We start from the raw sequence: 25802 nt of genomic DNA, 5'->3' as shown, positions 1-25802 counted from the left end.
TCTCTCTCACACTCCGGCGGCTCCCTTCCGGGGAGCCGTTACTGTTGCGGACCTATAGCCCGCGGCGGGTTTCAGCCCCCATTATAACATGGATACCAACTTTTTTCCTTAATCTTATAGATTTTTTTCCGTGCTGTGCTATACTTAGAGGCAGAACCATCCTGTCAAACCGCTTTTCGCTAGGAGGAATCACCTTGTTACCCCCATTATGGTCCCGGCTGCTGCTTCAGGTTCTTTTTATCTGTATCAGCGGCTTTTTTGCAGCCGCAGAGCTCTCCATTCTCTCCCTCAATGAGGCCGACCTCCGCCACCAGGTGGAGGAAGGGGACCGGAAGGCCCTCTGTCTGGAGAAGCTGCTCCGCCGCTCCGGCCGTACCCGCACTACCGTGCAGCTGTGCATCACCCTGGCCGGTCTGTGGGGCGCCGGCTTTGCCGCACTGGGACTGGGCATGCCGCTGGCTGCCTGGGCTCAGGAGCACTGGGCTCTCACCGGCTCTGCCATCGGCACGGCCCGGGTCCTCTGCCTGGTGCTCACCGTTCTGGTGCTGGCCCTGGTCCATCTGGTCTTCGGCTACATGATCCCCCGCCGGGTGGCGGTACACCGGGGTCCCGCCGTGGCCCGCTTTACCTGCACCGTGGTGTCTGCCCTGTCGGCGGTGCTGCTTCCCCTCACCGCCCTGCTGGACCTGCTGGCCGGGCTATTCCTGCGGCTGATCCACATCGACCCCAACGCCGACCGCCCCCCGGTCTCCGAGGAGGGCATCCGCCGCCTGGTGGACATCGGCGAGGAGAAGGGCGCCATTGAGACCGAAGAGAAGGAAATGATCGAAAACATCTTCGAGTTCAACAACATGACCGCCGCCGACGTTATGGTCCACCGCACCGACATGGTGATGCTGTGGGCAGAGGACACCCAGGAGGAGATCGAAAAGACCATTGAGGAGTCCGGCCTGTCCCGGTTCCCCGTCTACGAGGAGGACGCCGACGACATCATCGGCATTCTCTCCACCCGCGAGTGGCTCATCAACGCCCGGAAGCCCCAGCCCAAGCCCCTGCGTCAGCTGCTCCGCGCCCCCTACTTCGTGCCCCAGTCGGTGCGCACCGACCTGCTGTTCCGGGATATGCAGAGCAAGAAGACCCATATGGCCATCGTCGTGGACGAATACGGCGGCACCGCCGGTCTGGTCACCATGGAGGACCTGCTGGAGGAGATCGTGGGCAACATTTACGACGAGTTCGATCCCCAGGAGGACCAGGAGATCATCTCTCTGGGCGAAAACCGCTGGCGTGTGGCGGGCAGCGCTGAGCTGGAGGAGCTCTTCGAGACCCTGGGCATGGAAATGCCGGAGGAGGAGGAATCGGAGACCCTGGGCGGCCTGGTGTATGCCCAGCTGTCGGTGATCCCCGAGGACGGCAGCCACCCCGAGGTAGACATCTACGGCCTGCACATCCGGGTGGAGGAGCTGTCCGAGCGCCGAGTGGAGTGGGCCACCGTCACCCGCACCGCCCCCGCCCCGGCGGAGGAGCCTGATCCGGCCTGAATCAAATTATAGGAAAACGGGATGCCAACCGGCATCCCGTTTTTTGACGCTTTCTGTGACAAATCCCTTGTCCCGCTCGTACCATAAATGAAACCATTCAGACAAGGGGGAGACGCCCATGGATAAAACCAGCTTCACCGCCGCGGTGGAGCGCTATCAGGACACGGTCTACCGGGTGGCACTCCACGTCCTGGCCAGTCCCCAGGACGCGGACGACGCGGTACAGGAGGTCTTTCTACGGCTGTACACCGCCCAAAAGCCCTTCCAGGGGGAGGAGCACCTGCGGCGGTGGCTGCTACGGGTGACGGTGAATTACTGCCGGGATGTGCTGCGCAGTCCCTGGCGGAAGCGGCGGGCCTCACTGGAGGAGGTACCGCCTCAGCCGGTGTTTCAGCAGCCGGAGGAGGAGGCTCTCTATCAGGCCGTCATGGCCCTGCCGGAGATCTACCGCATTGTACTGGTGCTCTACTACTATGAGGAACTGTCGGCCCGGGAGATCGGAGGGCTGCTGAATCTGGAGACCTCAGCAGTGACCACCCGGCTGTCTCGGGCCCGGGCCAAGCTGAAGGAACAGTTGGGGGAGGTGTGGCAGGATGACTAACCGGGAATTCTATCAAAAGACCTTCTCCCAGGTCCACAGTACTTCCACCATCCGCTGGGAGGACTTTGCCCAGAAGGAGCGGCCCAAAAAACGGCGGCCCCGCCGTCTGTGGCTGCTGGCCGCTGTTGTGGCAGTGCTTGCCGCCCTGTCCGCCGGAGCGGTGGCCGCCAACCTGCTTGGGGTGCGGGACCTGCTGCTGCCCAAGTCCACTGTCCAGTCCGAGAAACCGGCACCTGCTGACTCCCTCAGCCTGTCCGGCTATATCACCTCCCCGGAGAGCCAGGCCCTGGCGGAGTGGAACGATTTTCTTGCCTCCTACGATCCGGACGGCAGCATCGCCAGGATCGTGGGCAACCATATGGACCAAAGTCTGGCCAAATACAGCTGCTACAGCGTGTACACCCAGGACATGGCGGACGAGCTGGAGGAGATCGCCGCTCGGTACGGCCTGACCCTCCACACCTGGAACCATGTAGTGGAGGACCAGGCGGAATGGATCTCCCTTCTGGGGGATTTTCTGGGGGACAATACCGCTTATTCCGGCCGGATCTATGAGGACGGCACCTTCCACTATGACGGATACCTGACCACCAGCGGATACGGGGAGCTGTCCTACCAGTTCCGCCGCAGCGTCAAGGGCACCCTCAACGACGTGTATCTGAATGTGGGGGACCTATCTTCCTACCAGGAATGGCACTACCGCACCGCCGAGGGCCGGGAGGTCACCCTGGATTTGGGCCCGGACCGGGGGCTGGTGCTGGCCGACCTGGAGGACTCCTTTCTCCTCATCAACGTACTGGCCGGCACGGAGCAGGGGGTGAGCCGGCAGGACCTGGAGGAGCTGGCGGACAGCTTTGCCCTCTCCCTCCTCACCCCCGCCCGGCCGCCGGACCCGTCTCTCCGGGAGACGACCCCCCAGGGCGCCGGGACGTCCGTTCCCGTCCTGTCCGCCCGGTTTCGCTCTGTACTGCTGGAGGACGGCGCCTTTTACGACACCCGCGGCAGCGTCTCCACCACCCTGTCCCGGTTTTTGCAGGAGCATGCCCCCCGGGGAGATGGGCTGTCGGCGGACACCTTTGCCGTGGTCGACCTGGACCGGGACGGCGCCCCGGAGGTCGTGCTCTGTCTGCGCCTAGACTCCGGCCCTTACTCCGGCTGGGTGGTGCTGCGGCAAGATGGCAGCGGCACCATCTACGGCTATACTCTGGAGGAACAGGAGCTTCTGGATCTGAAAACCGACGGCAGCTACTCCTATTCCTATGACACCTCCCAGGGGTTCGGCCTCATGTTCTTTACGGATACCGATGCCTCAGGCCGGCCCAGCCATGACTGGGGCACCGCGCCTCTGGGTTCCGTAGATACCACCACGGACGAAACCGGCACCTGGCGCACCGACTACTATCTGGACTACCAGTCGGTCACCCAGGCGGAATATGAGTCCGCGTTCTCCGTTCAACAAAGCAAAGAGAACGCCTCCTGGTATCCTTTTACCTACGTATATCTGGCGTCCTTTTGGGATACCTAAGGCCCCATCCCTTCCCGGTTCTCCCTGTTAATTCCACAAAAAAGCCACTTTCGTTTTGGTAAAGATGCATCTTGAACCGCCCCCCTTCAACGTGCTAAACTATTTTTAGTTCTAAAAAATGATTTTTTGGAGGCGAGCCACATGTCTCACACCGGACTGCTCCGGCGCTACCTCATTTTCTTCGCCGGTGTCCTCTGCTCGGCACTGGGTATCTCCCTGATCACGCTGGCTGGCATGGGCACCTCCGCGGTGTCCAGTCTGGCCTATGTGCTGACCTTCGTGTTCCCCGGCGTCTCTCTGGGCACCTTTACCTTCGTCGTAAACTGCGTCATGCTGGGCGGCCAGATTCTGATCCTCCGCAAGAAGTTTCAGCCCATCCAGCTGCTCCAGATCCCCGCCACCTTCGTGTTTTCCTGCTGCATCGACCTGTGGATGTCTCTGCTGTCCGACCTGATCCCCCAGTCCTACGCCGGACACTGGGTGGTGCTGCTGCTGGGCTGCAGCTGCCTGGGCCTGGGTGTGGCTCTGGAGGTCATCCCCAATGTGCTCATCCTCCCCTGCGAGGGCTTTGTCCGGGTGTGCAGCCAGGAGTTCCACTGGGACTTCGGCAAGACCAAGACCGGCTACGACCTGACCATGGTGGCCGCCGCCACCCTGCTGTCTCTGCTGGACCTGGGCTCCATCCACGGCCTGCGGGAGGGCACCGTAGTGTGCGCCCTGACGGTGGGCTTTATCTCCCGGTTCTTCTGCAAGCGGCTGGCCTTCCTGGTGAAGAAGCCCGATTCCAACCAGCTGCCCAACGCCGGCGTCTCCGCCGCCTGATCAGCAAATAAAAAACAGCTGCAAGCCATATGGCTTGCAGCTGTTTTTTCTTGTCTTTACTTCAGCCGGTTCAGGATGACCTGGGCCGCCTTCACGCCGGAGGCACCAGCTTGCGCCAGGCCGCGGGTGACGCCCGCGCCGTCGCCCACAGCAAAGAAGCCGGGGAGAGAGGTCTCCAGCTCACCGGACAGAGCCAGCCGGGCGGAGTAGAACTTGACCTCCGCGCCGTAGAGCAGGGTGTCGTAGTTGGCGGTACCGGGGGCGATCTTATCCAGCTGGTAGATCATCTCGATGATGTCGTCCAGCTGCCGCTTGGGCAGGGCCAGGGATAGATCGCCGGGCACAGCGGCAGTGAGGGTGGGCCGGACGAAGGACTTGCTCATCCGGTGCTCGTTGGTGCGGATACCGCTGACCAGATCGCCGAAGCGCTGGACCAGCACGCCGCCAGCCAGCATATTGCTCAGGGAGGCGATGTGCTTACCGTAGCGGTAGGGCTCGTTGAAAGGCTGAGTGAACCGGTTGGACACCAGCAGGGCGAAGTTGGTGTTCTCGCTCTGGAGGGCGGGATCGGAGTAGGAGTGGCCGTTGACGGTGTTGATGCCCTCCACGCTCTCGGCCACCACGTGACCGTAGGGGTTCATGCAGAAGGTACGCACCTGGTCGCCGTACTGCTTGGTGCGGTACACCAGCTTGGACTCGTACACCACGTCGGTGATGTGCTCAAAGACCTTGGCGGGCAGCTCCACCCGCACACCGATATCCACCTGGTTGTTGATGAGCTGAATGCCCAGCTCCTTGCACTGGTTGGAGAACCACTCGGCGCCGGAGCGGCCGGGGCCGGCAATGAGCCAGGTGCAGTCGATCTCGTCGCCCTTCTCAGTGATGAGCCGGTAGCCCTCCCCCTTCAGGTCCATGATCTTGGTGACGGAGGTGTTGAAGCGGAACTCCACACCCTTGCGGCACTCCTCATAGATGCTCTGGAGAATTTTCAGGTTGTTCTCGGTGCCCAGGTGCTTGCACCGGGCCTGGAGCAGGTGGAGGTCGTGCTCCAGGGCACGCTTCTCTAGAGCCCGGGCCGCCGGGGTATCGGTGGAGAAGACCTTATCGGTGGCGCCGTGCTTCATGTTGATGGAGTCCACGTAGTCGATGAGGCTCATGACCTCCTCTTTGGGCATGAAGTCGGTAAGCCAGCCGCCAAAGGCGGTGGTAAAGTTATATTTGCCGTCGGAAAAGGCGCCGGCGCCGCCAAAGCCGCACATGGTGCCGCACACCTTGCAGTGAATGCACTCCTTCACCTTGCCCGCCACAATGGGGCAGCTGCGGGTATAGATGTCGGCCCCCTGATCCAGGGCCACCACCTTCAGTCCGGGATTGCGGTGCATCAGCTCATACCCGGCGAAAATACCGGCCTCGCCGCAGCCGAGAATAGCAACGTCATACCGTGTGTTCATGTGCGATCTCTCACTTTACGTCATATTTCGGAAGGCATAGCACATGCCTTTCCAATTTGATATTATACCAAAGAGTCTCATTTTTGACAACGGCCATCCCCTTTATGGGCTGAAAAATTTTCAGGCTATCCCGTCAGATTTTGGGGTGCTGCCCTGTCTTATCTGCGTGGCCACAATGCGCAGCAAAAGGAGGTGTTTGGATGACCGAAGCGGAGTTTCTCCCCCTGTTCGACCGGTACCGGTCCATGGTCTACGGCCTGGCCCTGAGCTACACCCGCTCGCCCCAGGACGCCGAGGACGTGTGCCAGTCGGTCTTTCTCAAACTCATGGAAGCCCCTCCCGCCCAGGGGAAGGAGCGGGCCTGGCTGGCCCAGGTGACAGTGAACCACTGCCGCAATCTGCTCACCGCCGCAGCTGTAGCCGTCATCCTGACCATCGGGGCTTTGGCCGCCTCCGGCATCCTCAGCTGCACCACCTACCTCACTGGCGGCCAGGCGACCGTAAGAGACGGCAACGACGGCTATCTTTACTTTGAGATCACCGGCCCCTCGGACCCGGATTTCTCCCCGGTGGAGGTCCGGGACGGTAAGGTGTGGCTCACCACCGAGAACGGACAGGCGCTGGACATCACCGGCCAATTCTCCGAGACGGAGGCCTATGTCTACACCTATACGGACGAAAACGACCTTATCCACGACGTGCTGGTGGGCGGCACACCGGACAACTACAGCTGCTTCGAGTTCCTCTATCACCAGGACGGAAGCATGGATTCTGTACTGGGCACCTACCCCGACGGCTACGACGGCTTCCATGAACCCGCCTGGCTCATCGCCTACCGGCAGGAGCAGGGGATCCCAGTGGTGGAGGCGGAGTCAGAAATGGTCCAGCCCGCCGAGGAAACCTCTTGACAAATAAAGTTTACTGTTGTAGCCTTATGTTAGGTTACAACAGTAAACTTTTAGGAGGTCGCTATGTGTATGGGTGCTGAAAAGATCCAGGATGCGGAGCTGGAGGTCATGAAGGTGCTGTGGAGTCTTCCCCAGCCGGCGGCCCTCTCTGAGATCCGCCGTATCCTGTCCGCCCAGTGCGGCTGGGAGGATTCCACCGTCAAAACCCTGCTGCGCCGTCTGTGCGAGAAGGGCGCGGTGGTGCTGGAGCGGCGGGGGATGTACCGGGCGGCCATCACCCAGGCGGAATATGGCCGCTGGTCCGCCCGCCATCTGGTCAACAAGGTATTCAACGGCAGCGCCAAAAAGCTGGTGGCCTCCCTGCTGTCCGACGGCCAACTGAGCCAGTCGGAAATTGCCGAGCTGTCCGCCCTGTTCCACCAGGAGGAGTCCACATGAAAGAGGTTCTGCTCACACTGCTCTCCCTCACCCTGTCCGGCTCCCTGCTGTGCGTGCTTTTGCTGCTGATCCGTCCCGCCCTGCGAAACAAGGTGCCCAAGGCCTTCACCTATTATATCTGGCTGGCGGTGCTCCTCCGCTTTCTGGTTCCCGTGGGCTATGGCATCCATCTGCCGGAGCCGCCCCAGCCGGTCCGGGAGGCCGTTACGCAGGAGACCCAGCTCCCCCATCAGGCAGAAGTACAGACCACCCCTGTCACGCTGCCTACAGAGCAGGCCCCGGCAGAGCAGGATGAGACCCCGGAGCCGTCCGCTCCCGTCTTCCCCCTTACCGGTGTGCTGTTTGTCCTGTGGCTGGCAGTCGGGGCAGGCTTCTTCTGCTGGCATATCGCCGCCTACGCCCTCTTTTCCCACAGGATCAGGGCCTCCCTCACCCCGCCCCCGGCGGAGGCCCTTGCCCTGTTCCAACAGCTGAAGCACAACCGCCGGGTGGGGTTGGTTTGCAGCAGTCAGGTGGGCACCCCCATGCTGATGGGGCTCTTCCACCCGGTGGTGGTTCTTCCGCAAAGCGGCCCTCTTTTCAACGGTCCCGCCCTGTCTGCCGTGCTTCGTCATGAGCTGACCCATTACCGGCGGGGGGACCTCTTCTACAAATGGCTGGTGACTCTGGTGACCAGCCTCTACTGGTTCAACCCCCTGGTCCACTGGATGGGGCGGCAGATCGCCCTGGACTGCGAGTTGGCCTGCGACGAGGCGGTCATCCGCTCCATGGACCCCGCCCAGCGCATGGATTACGGGGATATGCTGCTGATGCTGGCCGCCCGTCAGGGGCGGACCTCCGCCGGAATGGCCGCCACCCTCTGCGAGGAAAAGCGGCAGCTGAAAGCCCGGCTTTTGGGGATCAAGGGCTACCGCAAGCCCGGCAAGGCGGCGGTCTGCCTGGCGCTGATTCTGGGGCTGATAGTCACCTGCTGCGCCTGCACCGTGGTCGATATGGATCCTCAACCCAGGGCTACTACCGGGGAGTTCGACCCGTACAAAACCCTTCTGGCTCGGTATGAGGAGGCCTTTCTCCAACAGCAGCCTGACGATTATCCGGACCTGGTATCCGCTGTCATTGCCCCCTACTGGGGACAGGAGCACCAGATCGGTTACGCCCGCCGGGACCTGGACGGGGACGGCTCGGAGGAGCTGCTGCTGGGCTGGGTGGGCAACGACATCTGGAATCTGGACCAGGGCTATGTCTTTGCCATCTATACCCTGGTGGACGGCCAGCCCGTGCTGGCGGTGGAGGGCTGGGAACGGAACCTCTATGTGGTGCGGGAGGACGGTGTCCTCTGCCACTGCGGCTCCAGCGGCGCGGGGCGGACGGAGTGGCACCAATACCGGTTCGACCCGTCGGCGGAGGGCTTTTTGGTGGAGCTGGACCAGGTGTCTGTACCGGTGGACGGCGAAAGCGCCGTTGCCATTGGGGAGAGCTGGATGGAGTCCGGCGTCGCCCTCCCCTATACCCCCTTCTCAGGCGGCGGGAAAAGCCCCTATCAGGACGTTCTGCTGGGCAACAGCTCTTTCCTCTATCTGGACGACTCCGGCCAGGGGGTTCCCACCTTTCTCCTGGACATTCCCCTGGCCTTCAGCCCCTACAGCTCCTACGCTGCCGTGACCGAGTTTGCCGTGCTGGATCTGGACGGCGACGGAAACCAAGAGGTGGTCCTCCAGGTCACCGACGTGGCCAATGACATGGGCGGCTATGTAATCCTGCGTCAGGAGGGGGACGAGATCCGGGGCTATCCCAGCCACTGGCGCACCTTCTGGCAGCTGAAAACCGACGGCACCTTTACCTACTCCAGCCTGTCCGGTACGGAGGAGGGCGTGGCTTCCGTCCGCTTTACGGAAGAGGGCCTCACCATGGAGCCGCTCCTCCGCTGTGAACTGGATGTGGAGAATACCACCTATGAGGTGGACCATCAGCCTGTCTCTGAGGCCGAGTACGAGGCCGCTCTGGAAGCCCAGGCCCAAAAGGCGGATGCGGTATGGTATGAGCTGAACGAGACCAACATCCGACAACTGACGGCATAAACAGCGCCCCTGGGCGGCCTCACGGCTGCCCAGGGGTATATTGTTCCACCTCCACGCCGGTGTAGTACCACTTTAAAATCTCCTCATAGCTCTTGCCCTCCTGGGCCAGGGCGTTGGCCCCGTACTGACTCATACCCACCCCGTGGCCGTAGCCGGTGACGGCAAAGGTCACGCCATCCGCCCCGGCGGACACGGTAAAGCTGGTGGAGCGCAGGGAGAAGAGGGTGCGCAGCTCCTGCCCGCTGATGGTGACGCCCCCCACATCCACGCTGCTCACGCCGCCGGCGGAGTTGGAGACCGTATTGGAAAACCAGCCGGACGGGTCCCCCGACAGATCCGCCCCGGGATACTCGGCCAGCAGGGTGGTCTTGAACTCCTCCGTCGTCAGGGTGACTGTGGAATGGTAGTTGGGCACCTCCTCCCCCTCAGGGCTGTCCACCCCGGTGAGATAGGGCACCGCATTGCCCCACACCTCCACCGCATCCACTGTCCGCCCGTCGGCGGAGGAAAAAAAGACGGCCTGGATGGGGCTGCCGTCGTAGAGCACCGCCACACCGTCGGTGTCCGCCACAGCGGCGGTGATCTTTTCGGTATACATCTGGGCATTGGACCCCCAGCTGGTAGCCGCCTCCTCCTGGGTACGGTAGGCCTGGCAGCAGTTCACGTCGGTACACACGTCGGCCTCCGGATGGGCGGAGGTGGTGCGCTCCATTTTGGCGTAGGTATAAGTACGGGCCGCCACCGCCTGGGCCTTCAGGGCCTCCGGTTCAAAGGCTGCGGGCATCTCCGCCGCCACCACCCGCCAGAGATAGTCGTCCATGGCCATGGTCTCCACCGTCCCATCCTCCAGCTTGACCGTTACCTGCCGCCCGCTGTCCAGGGAGGGCTCCGGGGTGACCACGGTGTGGTCAATGGGCAGGCTCCCGCTCTCCACCGGCAGCTCCCCCTCCCCCTGGGGCACCAGCATCAGCGGCAGCAGGAAGAGGGCCAGCAGCAGCGCCAGGGCGGCCACCGCCACCTGTCTCACCCTCACCACCTCCTTTTTGCAAGTTTGGATGTTTTTTGTTTCATTTTCTCCATCTGGCATTTTCCATATTGACTGTGCTTCCAATTGGTTGTACAATACCGTGTAAAAGAATTTGCGCAAAAGGAGAGGCTGGAAATGCAAAATCTGGAGAAGGAAACATCCATGGGCTTCATCGAGAGTCTATGCGAGGAATATAAGAAACATAACCAGATCGACCCCGCCTACTATGAGCGCTACCGGGTCAAGCGTGGCCTGCGCAACGCCGACGGTACTGGCGTCATGGCCGGCGTGACCCAGATCGGCAACGTACTGGGCTACTACCTACAGGACGGCGAGCGCTTCCCCGCCCCCGGCAAGCTGATCTACCGGGGCATCGACGTGGAGGAGCTGGTGGACGGCTTTGTGCGGGAAAATCGGTTCGGCTTTGAGGAGACCGCCTATCTGCTTCTCTTCGGCGCCCTGCCCACCCGGGAGCAGCTCACCCAGTTCCAGCAGATGCTCAGCGACAACCACACGCTGCCCCACATGTTCACCGAGGATATGATCATCAAGGCCCCCAGCCCTGATGTGATGAACAAGCTGGCCCGGTCTGTGCTGGCTCTCTATTCCTATGACGATAACCCCGACGACATGTCCCTGCCCAATCAGCTGCGGCAGGCCATCCAGCTCATCGCCCGGGTGCCCGTTATCGTGGCCCACGCCTTTGCCGTGAAGCGCCACTACTACAACGACGAGTCCCTCTACCTCCACCGGCCCCAGCCGGGGCTCAGCGTGGCGGAGAACTTCCTCTACTCCGTCCGCCACGACAACCAGTTCACCGAGCAGGAGGCCCGGCTGCTGGACCTGTGCCTGGTGCTCCACGCCGAGCACGGCGGCGGCAACAACTCCGCCTTCACCTGCCGGGTGCTGTCCTCCTCGGGCACCGACATCTATTCCGCCATCGCAGCTGCCGTGGGCTCCCTGAAGGGCCCCCGCCACGGCGGCGCCAACAAGAAGGTCATGGAGATGTTCGGCTACATCGAGGACGAAGTGAAGGACTGGAAGGACGAGGACGAGGTGCGCGCCTTCCTGGGCAAGCTGCTGCGGAAGGAGGCCGGCGACAAGTCGGGCCTCATCTACGGCATGGGCCACGCCATCTACACCCTGTCCGATCCCCGCGCCGTCATCCTGAAGAAGTTTGCCAAGAAGCTGGCCGAGACCAAGGGCATGCTGGACGAGTTCGAGCTGTATGAGACCGTGGAGCGGCTCACCCCCGAGGTCCTGCTCTCCGTCAAGGGAGAGGACAAGGTAGTGTGCGCCAACGTGGACCTGTTCTCCGGCATGGTGTACAAGATGATGGGCATTCCCCAGGAGCTGTACACCCCTCTGTTTGCCGTGGCCCGTATCGTGGGCTGGTGCGCCCACCGCATCGAGGAGGTCTACCAGCCCGGCAACCGCATCATCCGTCCCGCCTACAAGGCGGTGGCTCCCATGCGGCCCTTCGTGCCCCTGGATCAGCGGTAAAAATAAACAAAAAAGAGACGCTGCATATGCAGCGTCTCTTTTTTTGTTGTTTGAATGGATCAGCCCAAGGTGCAGCCGGCGGGCACCTTGTCGTCCAGCATGAGCAGGTGGAGCTCCTCGTGGCCTTCGGTCCCCTCCTTCACGGCGGAGATGAGCATACCGTTGGACTCCAGGCCCATCATCTTCCGGGGGGCCAGGTTGACGCAGGCCACCACGGTCTTGCCCACCAGGTCCTCGGGCTCGTAGTACTCATGGATGCCGGAGAGGATCTGACGGGTCTCGCCCTCGCCGCAGTCCAGGGTGAAGCGGAGCAGCTTCTTGCTCTTCTTCACCGCCTCGCAGGCCAGCACCTTGGCGGTGACGAACTTCACCTTGGCGAAGTCGTCGATGGTGATATACTCGGGCTCGGCCTTGGCAGCGGCTTCCGCCTTGGCGGCAGCCTCCAGGGCAGCCAGCTCCTCCAGCTCCTTGGCGGCGTCGATGCGGGGGAACAGGTTCTCGCCCTTGCTGACGGAAGCCTCGGCAGGCAGCGCGCCCCACACACCGGCGGACTCCCAGGTGCGCTGGCTGTCGTCGGCGCCGATCTGGGCAAAGATCTTCTCGCAGGTCTCGGGCATGAAGGGGGTGAGGAGCACGGCGGAAATGCGCACGCACTCCAGCAGGTTGTACAGCACATGGGCCAGACGGTCCTGCTGGGTCTCGTCCTTGGCCAGGGCCCAGGGCTTGTTCTCGTCGATATACTTGTTGGCCCGGCCGATGAGCTTGAAGACCTCCATCAGAGCGTCCTGGAAGGCGTACTGCTCCATCTTGTCCTCATAGGCGTTGCGCAGCACGGCGGCCATGGAGATGAGCTCCACGTCGAACTTCCGGGGATCGTCCTCGGGGAAGTTGGCGGCCAGGTCCACGCTGCCCCGGGTCTGGGCCAGCATATTGGTCAGGTCCTTCTCGTCCTCGTCAGCGCCGCAGCCGGCGGGCAGGTGAGCGCCGAAGTACTTACCCACCATGGCGGTAGTACGGCTCACCAGGTTGCCCAGGTCGTTGGCCAGGTCGGTGTTGATGCGGCTGATGAGAGCCTCGTTGGAGAAGTTGCCGTCGGTGCCGAAGGGGAACTCCCGCAGCAGGAAGTAACGCAGGGAATCCACGCCGTAGCGCTGGGCCAGCAGGTAGGGGTCCACCACGTTGCCCTTGGACTTGCTCATCTTACCGCCGTCCAGCAGCAGCCAGCCGTGGCCGAACACCTTCTTGGGCAGGGGCATCTCCATGCTCATGAGCATGGCGGGCCAGATGATGGAGTGGAAGCGGACGATCTCCTTGCCGATGAAGTGGACGTCGGCGGGCCAGTACTTCTCAAAATCGTCGTATTTGTCGTTCATGAAGCCCAGAGCGGTGGTGTAGTTGAAGAGGGCGTCGATCCACACGTACACCACGTGGCCGGGGTCAAAGTCCACGGGAATGCCCCACTGGAAGGAGGTACGGGAGACGCACAGGTCCTCCAGGCCGGGCTTGATGAAGTTATTCACCATCTCGTTGACGCGGCTGCGGGGCTCCAGGAAGTCGGTGTTCTCCAGCAGGTCCTGAATGCGGTCGGCGTACTTGCTCAGCCGGAAGAAGTAGGCCTCCTCCTCGGCGTCCTGGACCTCACGGCCGCAGTCGGGGCACTTACCGTCCACCAGCTGGCTCTCGGTCCAGAAGGACTCGCAGGGCTTGCAGTACTTGCCCACATACTTGCCCTTGTAGATGTCACCCTTCTCGTACATCTTCTTAAAGATCTTCTGGATGGCGGCCACATGGTAGTCGTCGGTGGTGCGGATGAACCGGTCGTTGGAGATGTTCATCAGCTTCCACAGGTCCTTAACGCCCTGGGGGCCCTCCACGATGTTGTCCACGTACTCCTTTGGGGAGACGCCGGCGGCCTTGGCCTTGTCCTCGATCTTCTGGCCGTGCTCGTCGGTACCGGTGAGGAACATCACGTCGCAGCCGGTCAGGCGCTTGTAGCGGGCCATGGCGTCGGTGGCCACGGTGCAGTAGGCGTGGCCGATGTGGAGCTTATCCGAGGGGTAGTAAATGGGGGTAGTGATATAGAATTTCTTTTTCTCAGACATCAGAGGATCCCTCCGTATCGTTCTCGACCGGCTCCACAGGCAGAGGCCGGGCGGCATTGTACAGCAGCAAGGCGCTGGAGGTCAGCAGGTAGAGGATGCTAAAGCCATAGAGCACCAGCGTGGCCCAGTCGTGCTGGTCGGCCAGGGTGGTGATGGAGAAATACACGCCCAGCAGGCAGAAGAACACTGCGGGGACGCATTTGCCCTTATCAAAGGAGAAGCCGGCGATGAAGTACAGACCCAGCAGGCCGGTGATGATGGCAAAGAGCTCGTACACGTAGTCCAGCTGCACCGGGTCCCCCGCCCGCACCTGGTAGGCGGCGATGAGCCACACGCAGAAGGTAAAGGCCGGGATGAGCAGGGGCACGCTGTACTTGCCGTTGCCCGTTCCCTTGAAGTTGTCCCGCACGGTGGTCATGACGCACACGCCGGAGGCCACCGCCATCACCGCCACGATGAGCCGGGTATAGATGGGATTGGCCCCGGTGGCGAAGTCGTAGGCCATCAGGCCGCCGGCGCCGATCAGCAGGAAGCCGGAGAGCACCCCCACCGTGGCATACAGGGTGTTGCCCTTGGCGGAGAAGGCCTGGTCGTACCCCTGGAACTGGGGATATTTGACCGTCAGGCTCAGGATCAGAAGGACAGCCGCCACCACCACAGACAGGGCGATGAGGGCCATGGTGGCGGGGGCGCCGGAAATGGGAAGGCCGGTATCCGGCTCAAAGGCGGTGTTCAGCTCCCACCAGCGCAGGCCGAAACCCGCCAGGCCGCCCACCGCCGCGACGGCGGGCAGAAGGATCTCTTTTCGCATTGTCAGCATCCTTTCCGGATGAAGTAAGTTCAAGCACTTAGTATAGCACGAAATGGGAAAAAACGCACGGTTTTTTTGCATGTTCTATCTTACCGTTTCCCAGTGGAAAAGGCAAGGGCGCACTTGTATTTTTTCCCCCGGCCTGTTATCATGCCGTGGAAAGGGATGAGGACTTACCATGCAGATCGACCTGACCCGGGGCGGGATCACCCGTCCCATGCTGTGCTTTGCCGCCCCCATGATCGCCGGCAACCTGCTGCAGCAGTGCTACAACATTGCAGACACCCTCATTGTAGGCCGTGCCTTGGGGGCTGAGGCCCTGGCCTCGGTGGGCTTTTCCTTCACCCTGATGACCTTCCTCACCTCGGTGCTGCTGGGGCTGTGCATGGGCAGCGGAGCCCTGTGGTCCATGCTCCATGGAGCCCGGCGGGAGGATGAGCTGAAACGCTGCCTCTTCCTCTCCTTCCTCTTCATCGGCGCGGTGGCGGTGGTTCTCAACATAGGGGTGCTCCTGCTGCTGGAACCGGTGATGACGCTGCTGCGCATTCCGGCGGAGGCCTGGGACGACACCCACGCCTATCTGCAGGTGGTGCTGCTGGGGATCTGCTTCACCTTCCTATATAACTACTTCGCCTGTCTGCTGCGGGCGGTGGGCAACTCGGCCACTCCCCTGGTCTTTCTGGCTCTGTCCACCCTGCTCAACATCGGCCTGGATCTGTGGTTCGTGCTGGGGCTCCACTGGGGCGTAGCGGGAGCGGCCTGGGCCACCGTACTGGCCCAGGGGATATCCGCCGCCGGCATCGCCCTGTACGGCTGGTTCCGGGTCCCCCTGCTCCGCCTCCGGCGAGAGCACTGTACCTTCCGGCGGGGGGAGCTGGGCCGCATCATCAACTACTCCCTGCTCACCTGCGTGCAGCAGTCGGTAATGAACTTCGGCATCCTGATGGTGCAGGGGCTGGTCAACTCCTTCGGGGTCAACGTGATGGCCGCCTTTGCCGCCGCCGTCAAAATCGACGCCTTTGCCTACCTGCCCGTCCAGGACTTCGGCAACGCCTTCTCCACCTTCGTGGCCCAGAATACCGGGGCGGCCCAGCCGGAGCGCATCCGCCGGGGCATCCGCTCCGCCGTGTGGGTGTCCATCCTCTTCTGCGTGGTCAGCTCCCTGCTGGTGTGCCTCTTCGCCGCACCGCTGATGGCACTCTTTGTGGAGCCCGGCGAGACCGAGATCATCGCCATCGGGGTGGAGTACCTGCGCATCGAGGGGCTGTGCTACTGCGGCATCGGCATCCTGTTCCTGCTCTACGGCCTGTTCCGGGGCCTGGGGCGGCCCGGGGTGTCGGTGGTGCTGACGGTGGTCTCCCTGGGTACCCGGGTGGCCCTGGCCTACCTACTGGCCCCCATCCCGGCCATCGGCCTGAAGGGCATCTGGTGGGCGGTGCCTATTGGATGGGGCCTGGCCGATCTGACGGGCCTGCTCTTTTATCGCCTCCGCCCGGTAAAAAGCACAGAACTATAAAAACAGCGGGACGGCCAAGCCGTCCCGCTGTTTTGCTTTGTTATGCGTCTGCCTTCTGGCTCTCCAGGTACTCGTCGTAGGTCATCTTGCGGTCGATGAGCTGACCGTCGGCGGTGAAGTCGAAGACCCGGTTACACACAGTCTGGATGAGCTGATGGTCGTGGGATGCCACCAGCACGTTGCACTTGACGGCCTCCAGGCCGTTGTTCAGGGCGGCGATGGACTCCAGGTCCAGGTGGTTGGTGGGCTGGTCCAGCAGCAGCACGTTGGCGCCGGAGAGCATCATGCGGGAGAGCATGCAGCGCACCTTCTCACCACCGGAGAGGACCTTCACGGCCTTGTACACCTCGTCGCCGGAGAAGAGCATCCGGCCCAGGAAGCCACGGAGGTAGGCCTCGTGGGGATCGGAGGACCACTGGCGCAGCCACTCCACCAGGTTGTCGTCGCAGTCCTTGAAGAACTCGGTGTTGTCCTTGGGGAAGTAGGAGTAGGTGGCGGTCTGGCCCCACTTGACGGTGCCCTCGTCGGGCTCCATCTCGCCGGTGAGGATCTTGAAGAGGGCGGTCTGGGCGTTCTCGTTGTCGCCCACGAAGGCGATCTTGTCGCCGTGGCCCACGATGAAGGACACCTTGTCCAGCACCTTCACCCCGTCGATGGTCTTGGACACGTCGGTGACAAAGAGGATGTCCTTACCCACTTCCCGGTCAGGAGAGAAGGCCACCCAGGGATAGCGGCGGGAGGAGGCGGGGATCTCCTCCAGGGTGATCTTTTCCAGCAGCTTCCGGCGGGCGGTGGCCTGCTTGGACTTGGACTTGTTGGCGGAGAACCGGGAGATGAATTCCTTCAGCTCCTGGGCCTTCTCCTCGTTCTTCTTGTTCTGGTTCTTCATCAGGTTCTGCATCAGCTGAGAAGCGTCGTACCAGAAGTCGTAGTTGCCCACATACAGCTTGATCTTGTTGTAGTCGATATCCACGATGTGGGTACAGATGGTGTTGAGGAAGTGGCGGTCGTGGCTGACCACGATGACGGTGCCCTCAAAGTCCAGCAGGAAGTCCTCCAGCCAGTTGACGGCGTTGATGTCCAGGTTGTTGGTGGGCTCGTCCAGCAGCAGGATGTCCGGGTTGCCGAACAGGGCCTGAGCCAGCAGGACCTTCACCTTCAGGCGGGCATCCAGGGTCTCCATGGAGGTCTGGTGGAACTCGGTGCCCACGCCCAGGCCCTGGAGGATGCGGGATGCGTCGCTCTCGGCCTCCCAGCCGCCCAGCTCGGCAAACTCCTCCTCCAGCTCGCAGGCGCGGATGCCGTCCTCCTCGGTCATCTCTTCCTTCTCGTAGAGGGCATCCTTCTCCTTGCCGATGTCATACAGGCGCTTGTTGCCCATGATGACAGTATCCATGACGGAATAGGCGTTGCAGGCGTTCTGGTCCTGCTTCAGGACGGACATGCGGGTCTTGGGCAGGATGGACACCTCGCCGGAGGTGGGCTCCAGATCGCCAGAGAGGATTTTTAGGAAGGTGGACTTGCCGGCGCCGTTGGCACCGATGATGCCGTAGCAGTTGCCCTTGGTGAACTGCAGGTCTACATGAGAAAACAGGGGCTGGCCGCTGTATGCCAGGGTCAGATCGGAAACAGTGATCATGTCGTACTCCTTTTTGCAAAAAACATTATACAGAGTTATTATACCACACAAATTCTGCTGTGCCTAGTGGCAGACCCCCTCCCGTTTTCTGAATCTTTTTTGCAAGAGCACTTGCAAATCCAGTTGCAAAGTGCTATGATGAGAGCCGCAAATGACAGATAGCTTGCAAGGAGGCCCCATCATGGCAGTGCAGTACCGTTCCGAACACGACTCTGTGGGGGAGAAGGCCGTCCCCAAGGATGTCTACTACGGCGTCCAGTCCCTCCGCGCCGCGGAGAATTTCCATATCACCGGCCTGACCATGCACCCGGAGCTCATCAACTCCATCGCGGAGATCAAGAAGGCCTCGGCCATCACCAACCTGGAGATCGGCCTGCTGGACAAACGGGTGGCAGAGGCCATCGTCCATGCCTGCGACGAGATCGTCTCGGGCAAGCTCCACGAGGCCTTTATCGTGGACCCCATCCAGGGCGGCGCGGGCACCAGCCTGAACATGAACGCCAACGAGGTCATCGCCAACCGGGCCATCGAGCTGCTGGGTGGCCAGAAGGGTGACTACACCCTGGTCAACCCCAACGACCACGTCAACTACGGCCAGTCCACCAACGACGTCTTCCCCTCCGCCGGCAAGCTGACGGTGCTCAAGCTGCTGGTGCGGGCCCAGATCCAGCTGGAGCGGCTCTACAAGGCCCTGGACGCCAAGGCGGCGGAGTTTGACGACGTGCTGAAAATGGGCCGCACCCAGATGCAGGACGCGGTGCCCATCCGCCTGGGCCAGGAATTCCGGGCCTACAGCGAGGCCATCCGCCGGGATATCGCCCGCTTCGAGCGGGCCAAGGACGAGATGCGCTGCCTCAACATGGGAGGCACCGCCATCGGCACCGGAATCAACGCCGACGAGCAGTATCTCCGCCGCATCATCCCCAACCTGTCTAAGGTCACCGGCCTGAGCCTGGTGCAGGCCTTCGACCTTATCGATGCCACCCAGAACCTGGACGAATTTGTGGCCGTGTCCGGCGCGGTGAAGACCTGCGCCGTCAACCTGTCCAAGATGTCCAACGACCTGCGGCTCATGTCCTCCGGCCCCCGGTGCGGCTTTGGGGAGATCAACCTGCCCCCCAAGCAGAACGGCTCCTCCATCATGCCGGGCAAGGTCAACCCGGTCATCCCCGAGGTGGTCAATCAGGTGGCCTTCAACATCATCGGCAACGACATGACGGTGACCATGGCCGCCGAGGCGGGCCAGCTGGAGCTCAACGCCTTCGAGCCCATCATCTTCTACAACCTGATCCAGAGTGTGGAGACCCTGACCTACGCGGTACATACCTTTGTGGACAACTGCGTCACCGGCATCACCGCCAACCGGGAGCGGTGCCGGGACCTGGTGGAAAACAGCGTGGGCATCATTACCGCCCTCTGCCCCCACGTGGGGTACGAGAAGGCCGCCCAGCTGGCCAAGCAGGCCATCGAGACGGGCGCCTCGGTGCGCAAGCTCATCCTGGACGAGGGTCTGCTGGACCAGGAGGCCCTGGACAAGATCCTGGACCCCTACTCCATGACCGAGCCCGGCATCTCCGGCAAGGAGCTGCTGGATACCTGAAAAAGCCCGGAGGCCCGCCGCAATGCGGCGGGCCTTGTCGTTTTCTCCCAGCCCCAAAGCGCAAAATAGGGGGAACTGGAAAAGATTCTGAAAAAAACCTGAAAAAAAGGGTGACTTCCCTGTCACGCCGTGCTACTATGAGATCGAAAGCCGAGTAAACTACTCGGTAAAAAATGGGTTGGAAGGAAGGATCAACTATGAAGAAACGCCAGTTCCGCCGGCTGCTCTCGCTGCTGGCCACCGGGGCGCTGTTGGTATCCCTGATGCCCGCAGCCTTTGCCGCTGACAACGAGAAGCACATCACCATCCTGGGAACCTCCGATATGCACGGCAATATCTGGGGCTTTTCCTACGAGGACAACAAGGAGACCGACAACAACGGCATGGCCCGCCTGTACACCTACATCCAGCAGGTGCGGGCAGAGAATCCCAACACCATTCTCATTGACGCCGGTGATGATATCCAGGGCACCATCATGACCGACGACCTCTACAACAAGACCCCCGACCAGGCCCACCCCGTTATCACCGCCATGAACTACATGGGCTATGACGCCATGACCCTGGGCAACCATGAGTTCAACTGGGGCATCCCCACCATGCAGACCATCCTGGGCCAGGCCGACTTCCCCGTGCTGGCCGCCAACGTCACCGGCACCGACGGCAAGCCGGTCACCGGCGCCGGCTGGACCGTCGTGGAGAAGGACGGCGTGAAGGTGGCCATCATCGGCGTGGTCACCCCCGACGTGCCCATCTGGGACGGCGGCAAGGAGGGCATCGAGGACGCCACCTTTGAGGCCGCCAACGTGGCCGCGGGCAAGGCCATCGACGAGATCGGCGACCAGGCCGACGTGATCGTGGTGTCCGCCCACATGGGTATGTACGCCGAGTTTGACGAGGAGGGCGGTTCCGACTCCGCCCAGAAGATCCTGGACGACAATCCGGAGATCGACGTGCTCCAGGTGGCCCACAACCACGTGGTGGTCAAGGAGCAGCAGGGCAACGTGGTCATCGGCGGCGCCCGCAACGGCGGCCGTGACATCGCCCGCTTCGATCTGACCCTGGACAAGGACAACAACATCACCGCCTCCTCCGTGGAGATCGTGGACATGGCCGGCGTGACCCCCAGCCAGGAGATCCGGGACATCCCCCTGGTGGCCAAGGCCCATCAGGAGACCATCGACTTCATCGCCGGCGGCACCGACGAGAGCGGCGAGCCCCTCCCCCCGCTGGGCACCACCACCGCCAAGTTCCAGCCGGAGAATGAGATCGCCGGCCTGCCCCAGGGCAAGCTGGAGGATACCGCCGTCATGGACCTGATCAACAAGATCCAGCTGGAAAACTCCGGCGCCGACGTGTCCGCCGCCGCCCTGTTCAAGAACACCAGCGACCTGCCCGCCGGTGACATCAACTACGGCAACATCTTCGACATCTACAAGTTTGACAACACCCTCTACCGGGTGAAGGTCACCGGCGCCGAACTGAAGGCCTACATGGAGTGGTCCGCCGAGTGCTACAACCAGTGGAAGGAAGGGGACATCAACATCTCCTTCGACCCCGAGTACCCCGACTACCTCTATGATATGTTCGCCGGTGTGGACTACGAGATCGACCTGTCCCAGCCCAAGGGGGAGCGCATCAAGAACGTCATGTTCAAGGGCGAGCCTCTGAAGGACGACCAGACCCTCACCCTGGCGGTGAACAACTACCGCTACTCCTCCGCCCTGAAGGGCCAAAACCTGATCTCCGGCACCAAGGAGTGGGAGTCCTCCAACTCCATCCGCGACATGATCGTGGCCTACTTTGCCGAGCACTCCCCCGTGGCCCCCGAGGTGGACAACAACTGGAAGATCGTGGGCGTGGACCTAAACGAGGATGATCCCCGCCGTGCCGAGCTCATCGGCTACATCAACGCCGGTCTGCTGGACACCCCCTACGCCGCCAGCTACAACCTGGCCGACTATGACGCTCTGGTAGCCCAGGCCAAGGCCAACGCCTGCGTCACCGTGGACGGCGTAGCCAAGGACGTGGCCACCGCCACCGACGCCGACGGCAACACCTATTATCGCCTGCGGGATCTGGCCGCCGCCCTCAGCGGCACCGACGCCCAGTTCAACGTCTACTGGCTGAAGAGCCTGTGTGTGGACGCCGGCCAGCCCTATTTTGAGGAGCACAAGCTCTCCTACCCCGACCAGGCCCCCACCGGCCTGTCCCCCATCCAGGTCTCCACCTACGTGGGCGACACCTACTGCACCATGGACGCGGTGCTCCACAACACTACCCTGGGCGGCTACTACTACGTCTCCCCCGGTCCTCTGCTGGATGCCCTGGGGGCCTCCTGGACCGTGACTGACGGCATTCTGACCATCACCACCAAGTAAATCACTCCCACAGCAAAGGGCCGCGCATAAGCGCGGCCCTTGTTTTATCCCCGGCAAACTGGTATGATACGAACAGATCGTTCGGAAGGAGATGGCCCGTTTGAGCCTGTTTACCTGTCCCCTCTGCGCCTCCCCCCTGCATCGGGCGGAGCGCTCCTATACCTGCCCCAACGGCCACTGCTTCGATGTGGCCAAGGAGGGCTATGTCCACCTGCTCCCAGCCAACAAAAAACACTCCAAGTCCCCCGGTGACGACAAGGGCATGGTAACTGCCCGCAATCAGTTCCTGTCCAAGGGCTACTACGCTCCCCTGCGGGACGCCCTGTGCAACTTAGCGCTGGAACACGCCGGTGAAACGGTGTCGGTGCTGGACTCGGGCTGCGGCGAGGGCTACTACACCGCCGGCATCCACGCCGCCCTCACCGGGGCGGGCAAATCGGTTCAGCTGGCAGGCATCGACCTGTCCAAGCCCTCGGTGCGGCTGGCGGCCAAGCGGGTGCCCCAGGGAGAGTTTGCCGTGGCCTCGGCCTACCACCTGCCGGTGGCGGACCACAGCGTGGACCTGCTGCTCAACTGCTTCTCTCCCCTGGCCCTGGAGGAATTTCGCCGGGTGCTCCGCCCCGGCGGGCTCTTCCTCTATGTAGTACCCGCCGCCAACCACCTGTGGGAGCTCAAGCAGGTGCTCTACGATACACCCTACCCCAACCAGGAGCAGGAGATCCCCTATGAGGGCTTCTCCTACCTGGACGTGGTGCCGGTGGATTCCCTCATGGAGGTGGCGGGAGAGGACCTGCCCCACCTGTTCCAGATGACCCCCTACTACTGGAAGACTCCCAAGGAGGGAGCCGCCCGGCTGGCGGAGTTGGACGGCCTGAAGGTACAGGCCTCCTTCCGCATCCACGTGTTCCGCCGGGACTGATTGCTACATCTGCTCCAGTACGTTGCGGATGACCCAGGCGTGAGCCTCCGCCTCATCGGCCGACTCATGGAAAAGGGCCTCCAGGCAGGGGTCGGCGGTGCCAGCGGCTGCCGCCCGGTAGCAGGCCGCGTAGCCCTGCTTGGCCTGGAACTGCTCCCGCAGGAGGGCGGTCACCGGGCCGTTGACGGGACTTCCGCTCCGGTCAGCAGGCCAATACCGCACCCCGGAGATGAGAAAATAGGCGGTGCTCAGCCGCTTGGCCCGCCGCCGCTGTTCGGCGGCCAGAGTGGCCAGCATCCGTCCTCCGTTGCCCGGCACCCGCCGGGCCAGCATCTGGCAGCAGCGGTGGGCCGCCAGCTCCTGGTCGATGTACTGCTGGAGCTGGGGACCGTGGACCGCCGAGGCGGGCCCCAGGCAGACCGTCCCCTCCTCCTCTTCCGCCGCCGGCGGGTCGGGCACCACCACCGCGGGCAGGGTCTGTTGGGCCGCTTCCACCACCTCAAAGGGGCAGTCCTCCCGCTGGTCGGGCATCACCCGCTTCCACACCCGGGCAAATACCTCCCGGTCACAGTTGGGCAGCCATTCCTGATCCATACGCATTGCCTCCTGTTTCGGTATCGTTTCCCCCCATTCTATGCCGTCCCGGTAAGATTTGCCCCGCTCAGGGTTGTATTTTCCAGCCCTGCGTGATAAAATAATAGCTCGTGGAATGAACCATATACAAAGGAGAGACCGTCTATGCTGGAGATCAATCATCTCAGCTATCAGGTGGAGGGAGAGGAAGGCCAGGAGCTTGGCATCCTCAACGACGTCTCCCTCTCTGTCAAAGACCACCAGTTTGTGGTCATCACCGGCCCCAACGGCGGCGGCAAGACGACCCTTGCCAAGGCCATCATGGGCCTGGTTAAGCCCACCGGCGGCACCATCCGCTGGAACGACACCGATATCACCGATCTGGACATCACCGGCCGTGCCCGTCTGGGCATCAGCTACGGCTTCCAGCAGCCCCCCCGCTTCAAGGGTCTGAAGGTGAAGGACCTGCTGGCCCTGGCTGCCGGCAGCGACAAGCTGACCCGGGAGGAAGGCTGCCAGTACCTGACCAAGGTGGGTCTGTGCGCCGGGGACTATATCGACCGCGAGGTGGACGCCTCCCTGTCTGGCGGCGAGGTCAAGCGCATTGAGATCGCCACCATCCTGGCCCGCAAGACCGGTCTGATGATCTTCGACGAGCCCGAGGCCGGCATCGACCTGTGGTCCTTTGCCAAGCTCACCGAGACCTTCAAGCTCATCCACCAGAAGCGGGAGGCCACCCTCATCGTCATCTCCCACCAGGAGCGCATCATCGACCTGGCCGACGAGATCGTCATGATCGCCGACGGCAAGGTCCAGAAGCAGGGCCCCAAGGATGAGATCTTCCCCCAGATCCTGGCCAACACCAGGACCTCTTGCAGTTATCTGTCGGAAGGAGCGAAGTAAGATGGATCAAGCGGAATGGAAGCTCCTCAAGGAGATCGCGGACCTGGAGAAGACCCCTCAGGGGGCCTACAACATCCGCCGCAACGGACAGCTGGACTCCCGCAACAACACCGCCAACATTGAGATCACCACCAAGGAGGAGCCGGGCAAGTCGGGTATCAACATCACCGTCAAGAGCGGCACCCAGCACGAGTCGGTCCACATCCCCGTCATCATCAGCCAGACCGGCCTGAGCGAAATGGTGTACAACGACTTTTTCATCGGCGACGACTGCGATGTGGACATCGTGGCCGGCTGCGGCATCCACAACACCGGCTGTGAGACCAGCCAGCACGACGGCGTCCACACCTTCCACATCGGCAAGAACTCCAAGGTCCGCTATGTGGAGCGCCACTACGGCGACGGTGAGGGCACCGGCAAGCGGATCATGAACCCCCAGACCATCGTCTATCTGGACGAGGGCGCCTCCATCAACATGGAGTCCACCCAGATCCGGGGCGTGGACTCCACCAAGCGGGAGACCCGTATCGTGGTGGGCAAGGGCGCCGAGGCCATCATCACCGAGAAGCTGCTCACCCACGGTCAGCAGACCGCCGAGAGCGACATGGAAATCATTCTGGACGGCGAGGACGCCACCGGCCGGGTCATCTCCCGGTCCGTGGCCCAGGACAACTCCGTCCAGGTGTTCTACCCCAAAATGACCGGCAACACCAAGTGCTTCGGCCATGTGCAGTGTGACTCTATCATCATGGGCAACGCGAAGATCTCCTCCATCCCCGCCATTGTGGCCAACCACGTGGACGCTCAGCTGATCCACGAGGCCGCCATCGGCCGCATCGCCGGAGACCAGATCCTCAAGCTGATGACCCTGGGTCTGACGGAGCAGGAAGCGGAGGAGAAGATTCTGGATGGATTCCTTCAGTGATATTCAGCGGGTGGTCAACGGCGAGGGCCACTTTGCTCCCTACAACCATATTACCGTCACCCGCATCGAGGGCCGGGAGGCAGAGGGCACCCTGGAGATCCGCCCCGAGAGCCTGAACCCCATGGGCATCGTCCACGGCGGCGCCCTGGTGGCCCTGGCGGACACGGTGGCGGGCTGCGCCGCCTTTACCTGCGGTCATGTGTGCGTCACCCTGGACTGCTCCATGCAGTACCTGGCCCCCGGCACCGGCAGCTATATCCACTGCCTGGCTACTCCCAAGAAGCTGGGCAAGACCATTCTGGTCTATGACACCCTTCTGACCAACGATCAGGGCCAGACCGTGGCCACCGGCACCTACACCTTCTTCGCCAAGGAGATGCGGGTGGCGGACGCCCCCTTTTAACACACCAAGCGGTGGGGGGGGGGGCCGCCCCCCCCCCCCCCAGTGAAAATACAAAAACAACACCCAAAAACACCAACCCACATTGGGCCCCCCGCCCCCCCACCCCGCCCCCCCAAAAATACAAACACCCCCCCCC

The 25802-nt window shown here is 62.3% G+C and carries 21 protein-coding genes; 15 read left to right on the top strand and 6 right to left on the bottom strand.

All coding sequences use genetic code 11. The features are described from left to right. The first annotated feature begins 194 nt into the window (after window positions 1–194). The 4 genes from J9789_RS00105 (at window position 195) to J9789_RS00090 (ending at window position 4489) form a co-directional block, all read left to right on the top strand. Window positions 195–1541 carry a hemolysin family protein gene (locus J9789_RS00105; RefSeq protein ID WP_245184963.1) on the top strand — a complete coding sequence of 449 codons (1347 nt, stop codon included), beginning with the start codon at window positions 195–197 and terminating at the stop codon, window positions 1539–1541. Between the two features lie 118 nt (window positions 1542–1659). Further along, window positions 1660–2142 (top strand): sigma-70 family RNA polymerase sigma factor, encoded by a 483-nt coding sequence (locus J9789_RS00100; protein WP_209341145.1) that lies wholly within the window; start codon window positions 1660–1662, stop codon window positions 2140–2142. Next, complete coding sequence (locus tag J9789_RS00095; protein WP_209341142.1) at window positions 2135–3667, top strand: hypothetical protein; 1533 nt, start codon at window positions 2135–2137, stop codon at window positions 3665–3667. Before J9789_RS00100 ends, J9789_RS00095 begins: the two co-directional genes overlap by 8 nt. A 141-nt stretch (window positions 3668–3808) precedes the next feature. Continuing rightward, the gene (locus J9789_RS00090; RefSeq protein WP_209341140.1) at window positions 3809–4489 is read left to right on the top strand and encodes a DUF6198 family protein; all 681 of its coding nucleotides are present in this window, start codon (window positions 3809–3811) and stop codon (window positions 4487–4489) included. Window positions 4490–4545: 56 nt separating this feature from the next. Here the strand turns inward: J9789_RS00090 and J9789_RS00085 are convergent, their stop codons facing one another. Next, complete coding sequence (locus J9789_RS00085) at window positions 4546–5940, bottom strand: NAD(P)/FAD-dependent oxidoreductase (protein WP_209341139.1); 1395 nt, start codon at window positions 5938–5940, stop codon at window positions 4546–4548. A gap of 200 nt (window positions 5941–6140) precedes the next feature. On the opposite strand from J9789_RS00085, the gene J9789_RS16870 reads away from it, so the two are divergent. The 3 genes from J9789_RS16870 (at window position 6141) to J9789_RS00070 (ending at window position 9364) form a co-directional block, all read left to right on the top strand. Next, on the top strand, window positions 6141–6848 hold the full coding sequence (locus tag J9789_RS16870; protein WP_245184962.1) for a sigma-70 family RNA polymerase sigma factor: 708 nt from the start codon (window positions 6141–6143) through the stop codon (window positions 6846–6848). A gap of 69 nt (window positions 6849–6917) precedes the next feature. Then, window positions 6918–7286 carry a BlaI/MecI/CopY family transcriptional regulator gene (locus J9789_RS00075; protein WP_209341137.1) on the top strand — a complete coding sequence of 123 codons (369 nt, stop codon included), beginning with the start codon at window positions 6918–6920 and terminating at the stop codon, window positions 7284–7286. Then, on the top strand, window positions 7283–9364 hold the full coding sequence (locus J9789_RS00070; protein WP_209341135.1) for a M56 family metallopeptidase: 2082 nt from the start codon (window positions 7283–7285) through the stop codon (window positions 9362–9364). The genes J9789_RS00075 and J9789_RS00070 overlap by 4 nt, the downstream gene beginning before the upstream one ends. A gap of 19 nt (window positions 9365–9383) precedes the next feature. Here J9789_RS00070 and spoIID read toward each other — a convergent pair whose 3' ends face one another. After that, the gene (gene spoIID / locus J9789_RS00065) at window positions 9384–10391 is read right to left on the bottom strand and encodes a stage II sporulation protein D (RefSeq protein WP_209341133.1); all 1008 of its coding nucleotides are present in this window, start codon (window positions 10389–10391) and stop codon (window positions 9384–9386) included. A gap of 135 nt (window positions 10392–10526) precedes the next feature. Here spoIID and J9789_RS00060 point away from each other — a divergent pair, with 135 nt between their 5' ends. Further along, window positions 10527–11894 carry a citrate/2-methylcitrate synthase gene (locus J9789_RS00060; protein WP_209341131.1) on the top strand — a complete coding sequence of 456 codons (1368 nt, stop codon included), beginning with the start codon at window positions 10527–10529 and terminating at the stop codon, window positions 11892–11894. 59 nt (window positions 11895–11953) lie between these two features. Here the strand turns inward: J9789_RS00060 and metG are convergent, their stop codons facing one another. Further along, window positions 11954–13996, bottom strand: coding sequence for a methionine--tRNA ligase (gene metG, locus J9789_RS00055; RefSeq protein ID WP_209341129.1), 2043 nt, complete (start codon window positions 13994–13996; stop codon window positions 11954–11956). Beyond that, window positions 13989–14807 carry a hypothetical protein gene (locus tag J9789_RS00050; protein ID WP_209341127.1) on the bottom strand — a complete coding sequence of 273 codons (819 nt, stop codon included), beginning with the start codon at window positions 14805–14807 and terminating at the stop codon, window positions 13989–13991. The genes metG and J9789_RS00050 overlap by 8 nt, the downstream gene beginning before the upstream one ends. A 178-nt stretch (window positions 14808–14985) precedes the next feature. Here J9789_RS00050 and J9789_RS00045 point away from each other — a divergent pair, with 178 nt between their 5' ends. Then, window positions 14986–16323 carry an MATE family efflux transporter gene (locus tag J9789_RS00045; RefSeq protein ID WP_209341125.1) on the top strand — a complete coding sequence of 446 codons (1338 nt, stop codon included), beginning with the start codon at window positions 14986–14988 and terminating at the stop codon, window positions 16321–16323. A 40-nt stretch (window positions 16324–16363) separates the two neighbouring features. On the opposite strand, the gene J9789_RS00040 is transcribed toward J9789_RS00045, so the two are convergent. Continuing rightward, complete coding sequence (locus J9789_RS00040; RefSeq protein WP_209341124.1) at window positions 16364–17962, bottom strand: ATP-binding cassette domain-containing protein; 1599 nt, start codon at window positions 17960–17962, stop codon at window positions 16364–16366. Between the two features lie 181 nt (window positions 17963–18143). Here J9789_RS00040 and J9789_RS00035 point away from each other — a divergent pair, with 181 nt between their 5' ends. The 3 genes from J9789_RS00035 to J9789_RS00025 all read left to right on the top strand — a co-directional run bounded on the left by J9789_RS00035 (window position 18144) and on the right by J9789_RS00025 (window position 22862). Beyond that, entirely contained in the window at window positions 18144–19562 is a 1419-nt protein-coding gene (locus tag J9789_RS00035) for an aspartate ammonia-lyase (protein WP_209341121.1), read from the top strand. Window positions 19563–19759: 197 nt separating this feature from the next. Beyond that, window positions 19760–21943: a 5'-nucleotidase C-terminal domain-containing protein gene (locus tag J9789_RS00030; RefSeq protein ID WP_209341119.1), complete on the top strand. Its 2184-nt coding sequence runs from the start codon at window positions 19760–19762 to the stop codon at window positions 21941–21943. A 91-nt stretch (window positions 21944–22034) separates the two neighbouring features. After that, the gene (locus J9789_RS00025; RefSeq protein ID WP_209341117.1) at window positions 22035–22862 is read left to right on the top strand and encodes a putative RNA methyltransferase; all 828 of its coding nucleotides are present in this window, start codon (window positions 22035–22037) and stop codon (window positions 22860–22862) included. A gap of 3 nt (window positions 22863–22865) precedes the next feature. Here J9789_RS00025 and J9789_RS00020 read toward each other — a convergent pair whose 3' ends face one another. Continuing rightward, window positions 22866–23456 carry a rubrerythrin gene (locus tag J9789_RS00020; RefSeq protein ID WP_209341115.1) on the bottom strand — a complete coding sequence of 197 codons (591 nt, stop codon included), beginning with the start codon at window positions 23454–23456 and terminating at the stop codon, window positions 22866–22868. A gap of 144 nt (window positions 23457–23600) precedes the next feature. On the opposite strand from J9789_RS00020, the gene J9789_RS00015 reads away from it, so the two are divergent. Genes J9789_RS00015 through J9789_RS00005 form a run of 3 tightly spaced genes read left to right on the top strand, consistent with a single transcriptional unit; the run spans window position 23601 to window position 25666 of the window. Further along, window positions 23601–24338, top strand: coding sequence for an ATP-binding cassette domain-containing protein (locus J9789_RS00015; RefSeq protein ID WP_209341114.1), 738 nt, complete (start codon window positions 23601–23603; stop codon window positions 24336–24338). Window position 24339: 1 nt separating this feature from the next. Further along, a complete protein-coding gene (locus tag J9789_RS00010) occupies window positions 24340–25263 on the top strand; it encodes a SufD family Fe-S cluster assembly protein (protein ID WP_209341113.1) in 924 nt (307 codons plus the stop codon). Further along, complete coding sequence (locus tag J9789_RS00005; protein WP_209341112.1) at window positions 25247–25666, top strand: PaaI family thioesterase; 420 nt, start codon at window positions 25247–25249, stop codon at window positions 25664–25666. The genes J9789_RS00010 and J9789_RS00005 overlap by 17 nt, the downstream gene beginning before the upstream one ends. Window positions 25667–25802 lie beyond the last annotated feature (136 nt).

The organism is Flavonifractor sp. AGMB03687 (assembly GCF_017811815.1).
Lineage (GTDB): Bacteria > Bacillota > Clostridia > Oscillospirales > Oscillospiraceae > Flavonifractor.
Note: the sequence above shows the minus strand (reverse complement) of the source record. Positions and strands in the feature narration are given on the sequence as shown.

Coding starts and splice junctions, on each gene's coding strand:
- J9789_RS00070 (WP_209341135.1), top strand. CDS start 7,283: ATGAAAGAGGTTCTGCTCACACTGCTCTCCCTCACCCTGTCCGGCTCC.
- J9789_RS00060 (WP_209341131.1), top strand. CDS start 10,527: ATGCAAAATCTGGAGAAGGAAACATCCATGGGCTTCATCGAGAGTCTA.
- J9789_RS00010 (WP_209341113.1), top strand. CDS start 24,340: ATGGATCAAGCGGAATGGAAGCTCCTCAAGGAGATCGCGGACCTGGAG.
- J9789_RS00085 (WP_209341139.1), bottom strand. CDS start 5,940: ATGAACACACGGTATGACGTTGCTATTCTCGGCTGCGGCGAGGCCGGT.
- J9789_RS00020 (WP_209341115.1), bottom strand. CDS start 23,456: ATGGATCAGGAATGGCTGCCCAACTGTGACCGGGAGGTATTTGCCCGG.
- J9789_RS00095 (WP_209341142.1), top strand. CDS start 2,135: ATGACTAACCGGGAATTCTATCAAAAGACCTTCTCCCAGGTCCACAGT.
- J9789_RS00100 (WP_209341145.1), top strand. CDS start 1,660: ATGGATAAAACCAGCTTCACCGCCGCGGTGGAGCGCTATCAGGACACG.
- J9789_RS16870 (WP_245184962.1), top strand. CDS start 6,141: ATGACCGAAGCGGAGTTTCTCCCCCTGTTCGACCGGTACCGGTCCATG.
- J9789_RS00040 (WP_209341124.1), bottom strand. CDS start 17,962: ATGATCACTGTTTCCGATCTGACCCTGGCATACAGCGGCCAGCCCCTG.
- J9789_RS00075 (WP_209341137.1), top strand. CDS start 6,918: ATGGGTGCTGAAAAGATCCAGGATGCGGAGCTGGAGGTCATGAAGGTG.
- metG (WP_209341129.1), bottom strand. CDS start 13,996: ATGTCTGAGAAAAAGAAATTCTATATCACTACCCCCATTTACTACCCC.
- J9789_RS00030 (WP_209341119.1), top strand. CDS start 19,760: ATGAAGAAACGCCAGTTCCGCCGGCTGCTCTCGCTGCTGGCCACCGGG.
- J9789_RS00005 (WP_209341112.1), top strand. CDS start 25,247: ATGGATTCCTTCAGTGATATTCAGCGGGTGGTCAACGGCGAGGGCCAC.
- J9789_RS00025 (WP_209341117.1), top strand. CDS start 22,035: ATGGCCCGTTTGAGCCTGTTTACCTGTCCCCTCTGCGCCTCCCCCCTG.
- J9789_RS00050 (WP_209341127.1), bottom strand. CDS start 14,807: ATGCGAAAAGAGATCCTTCTGCCCGCCGTCGCGGCGGTGGGCGGCCTG.
- J9789_RS00035 (WP_209341121.1), top strand. CDS start 18,144: ATGGCAGTGCAGTACCGTTCCGAACACGACTCTGTGGGGGAGAAGGCC.
- J9789_RS00015 (WP_209341114.1), top strand. CDS start 23,601: ATGCTGGAGATCAATCATCTCAGCTATCAGGTGGAGGGAGAGGAAGGC.
- J9789_RS00045 (WP_209341125.1), top strand. CDS start 14,986: ATGCAGATCGACCTGACCCGGGGCGGGATCACCCGTCCCATGCTGTGC.
- J9789_RS00090 (WP_209341140.1), top strand. CDS start 3,809: ATGTCTCACACCGGACTGCTCCGGCGCTACCTCATTTTCTTCGCCGGT.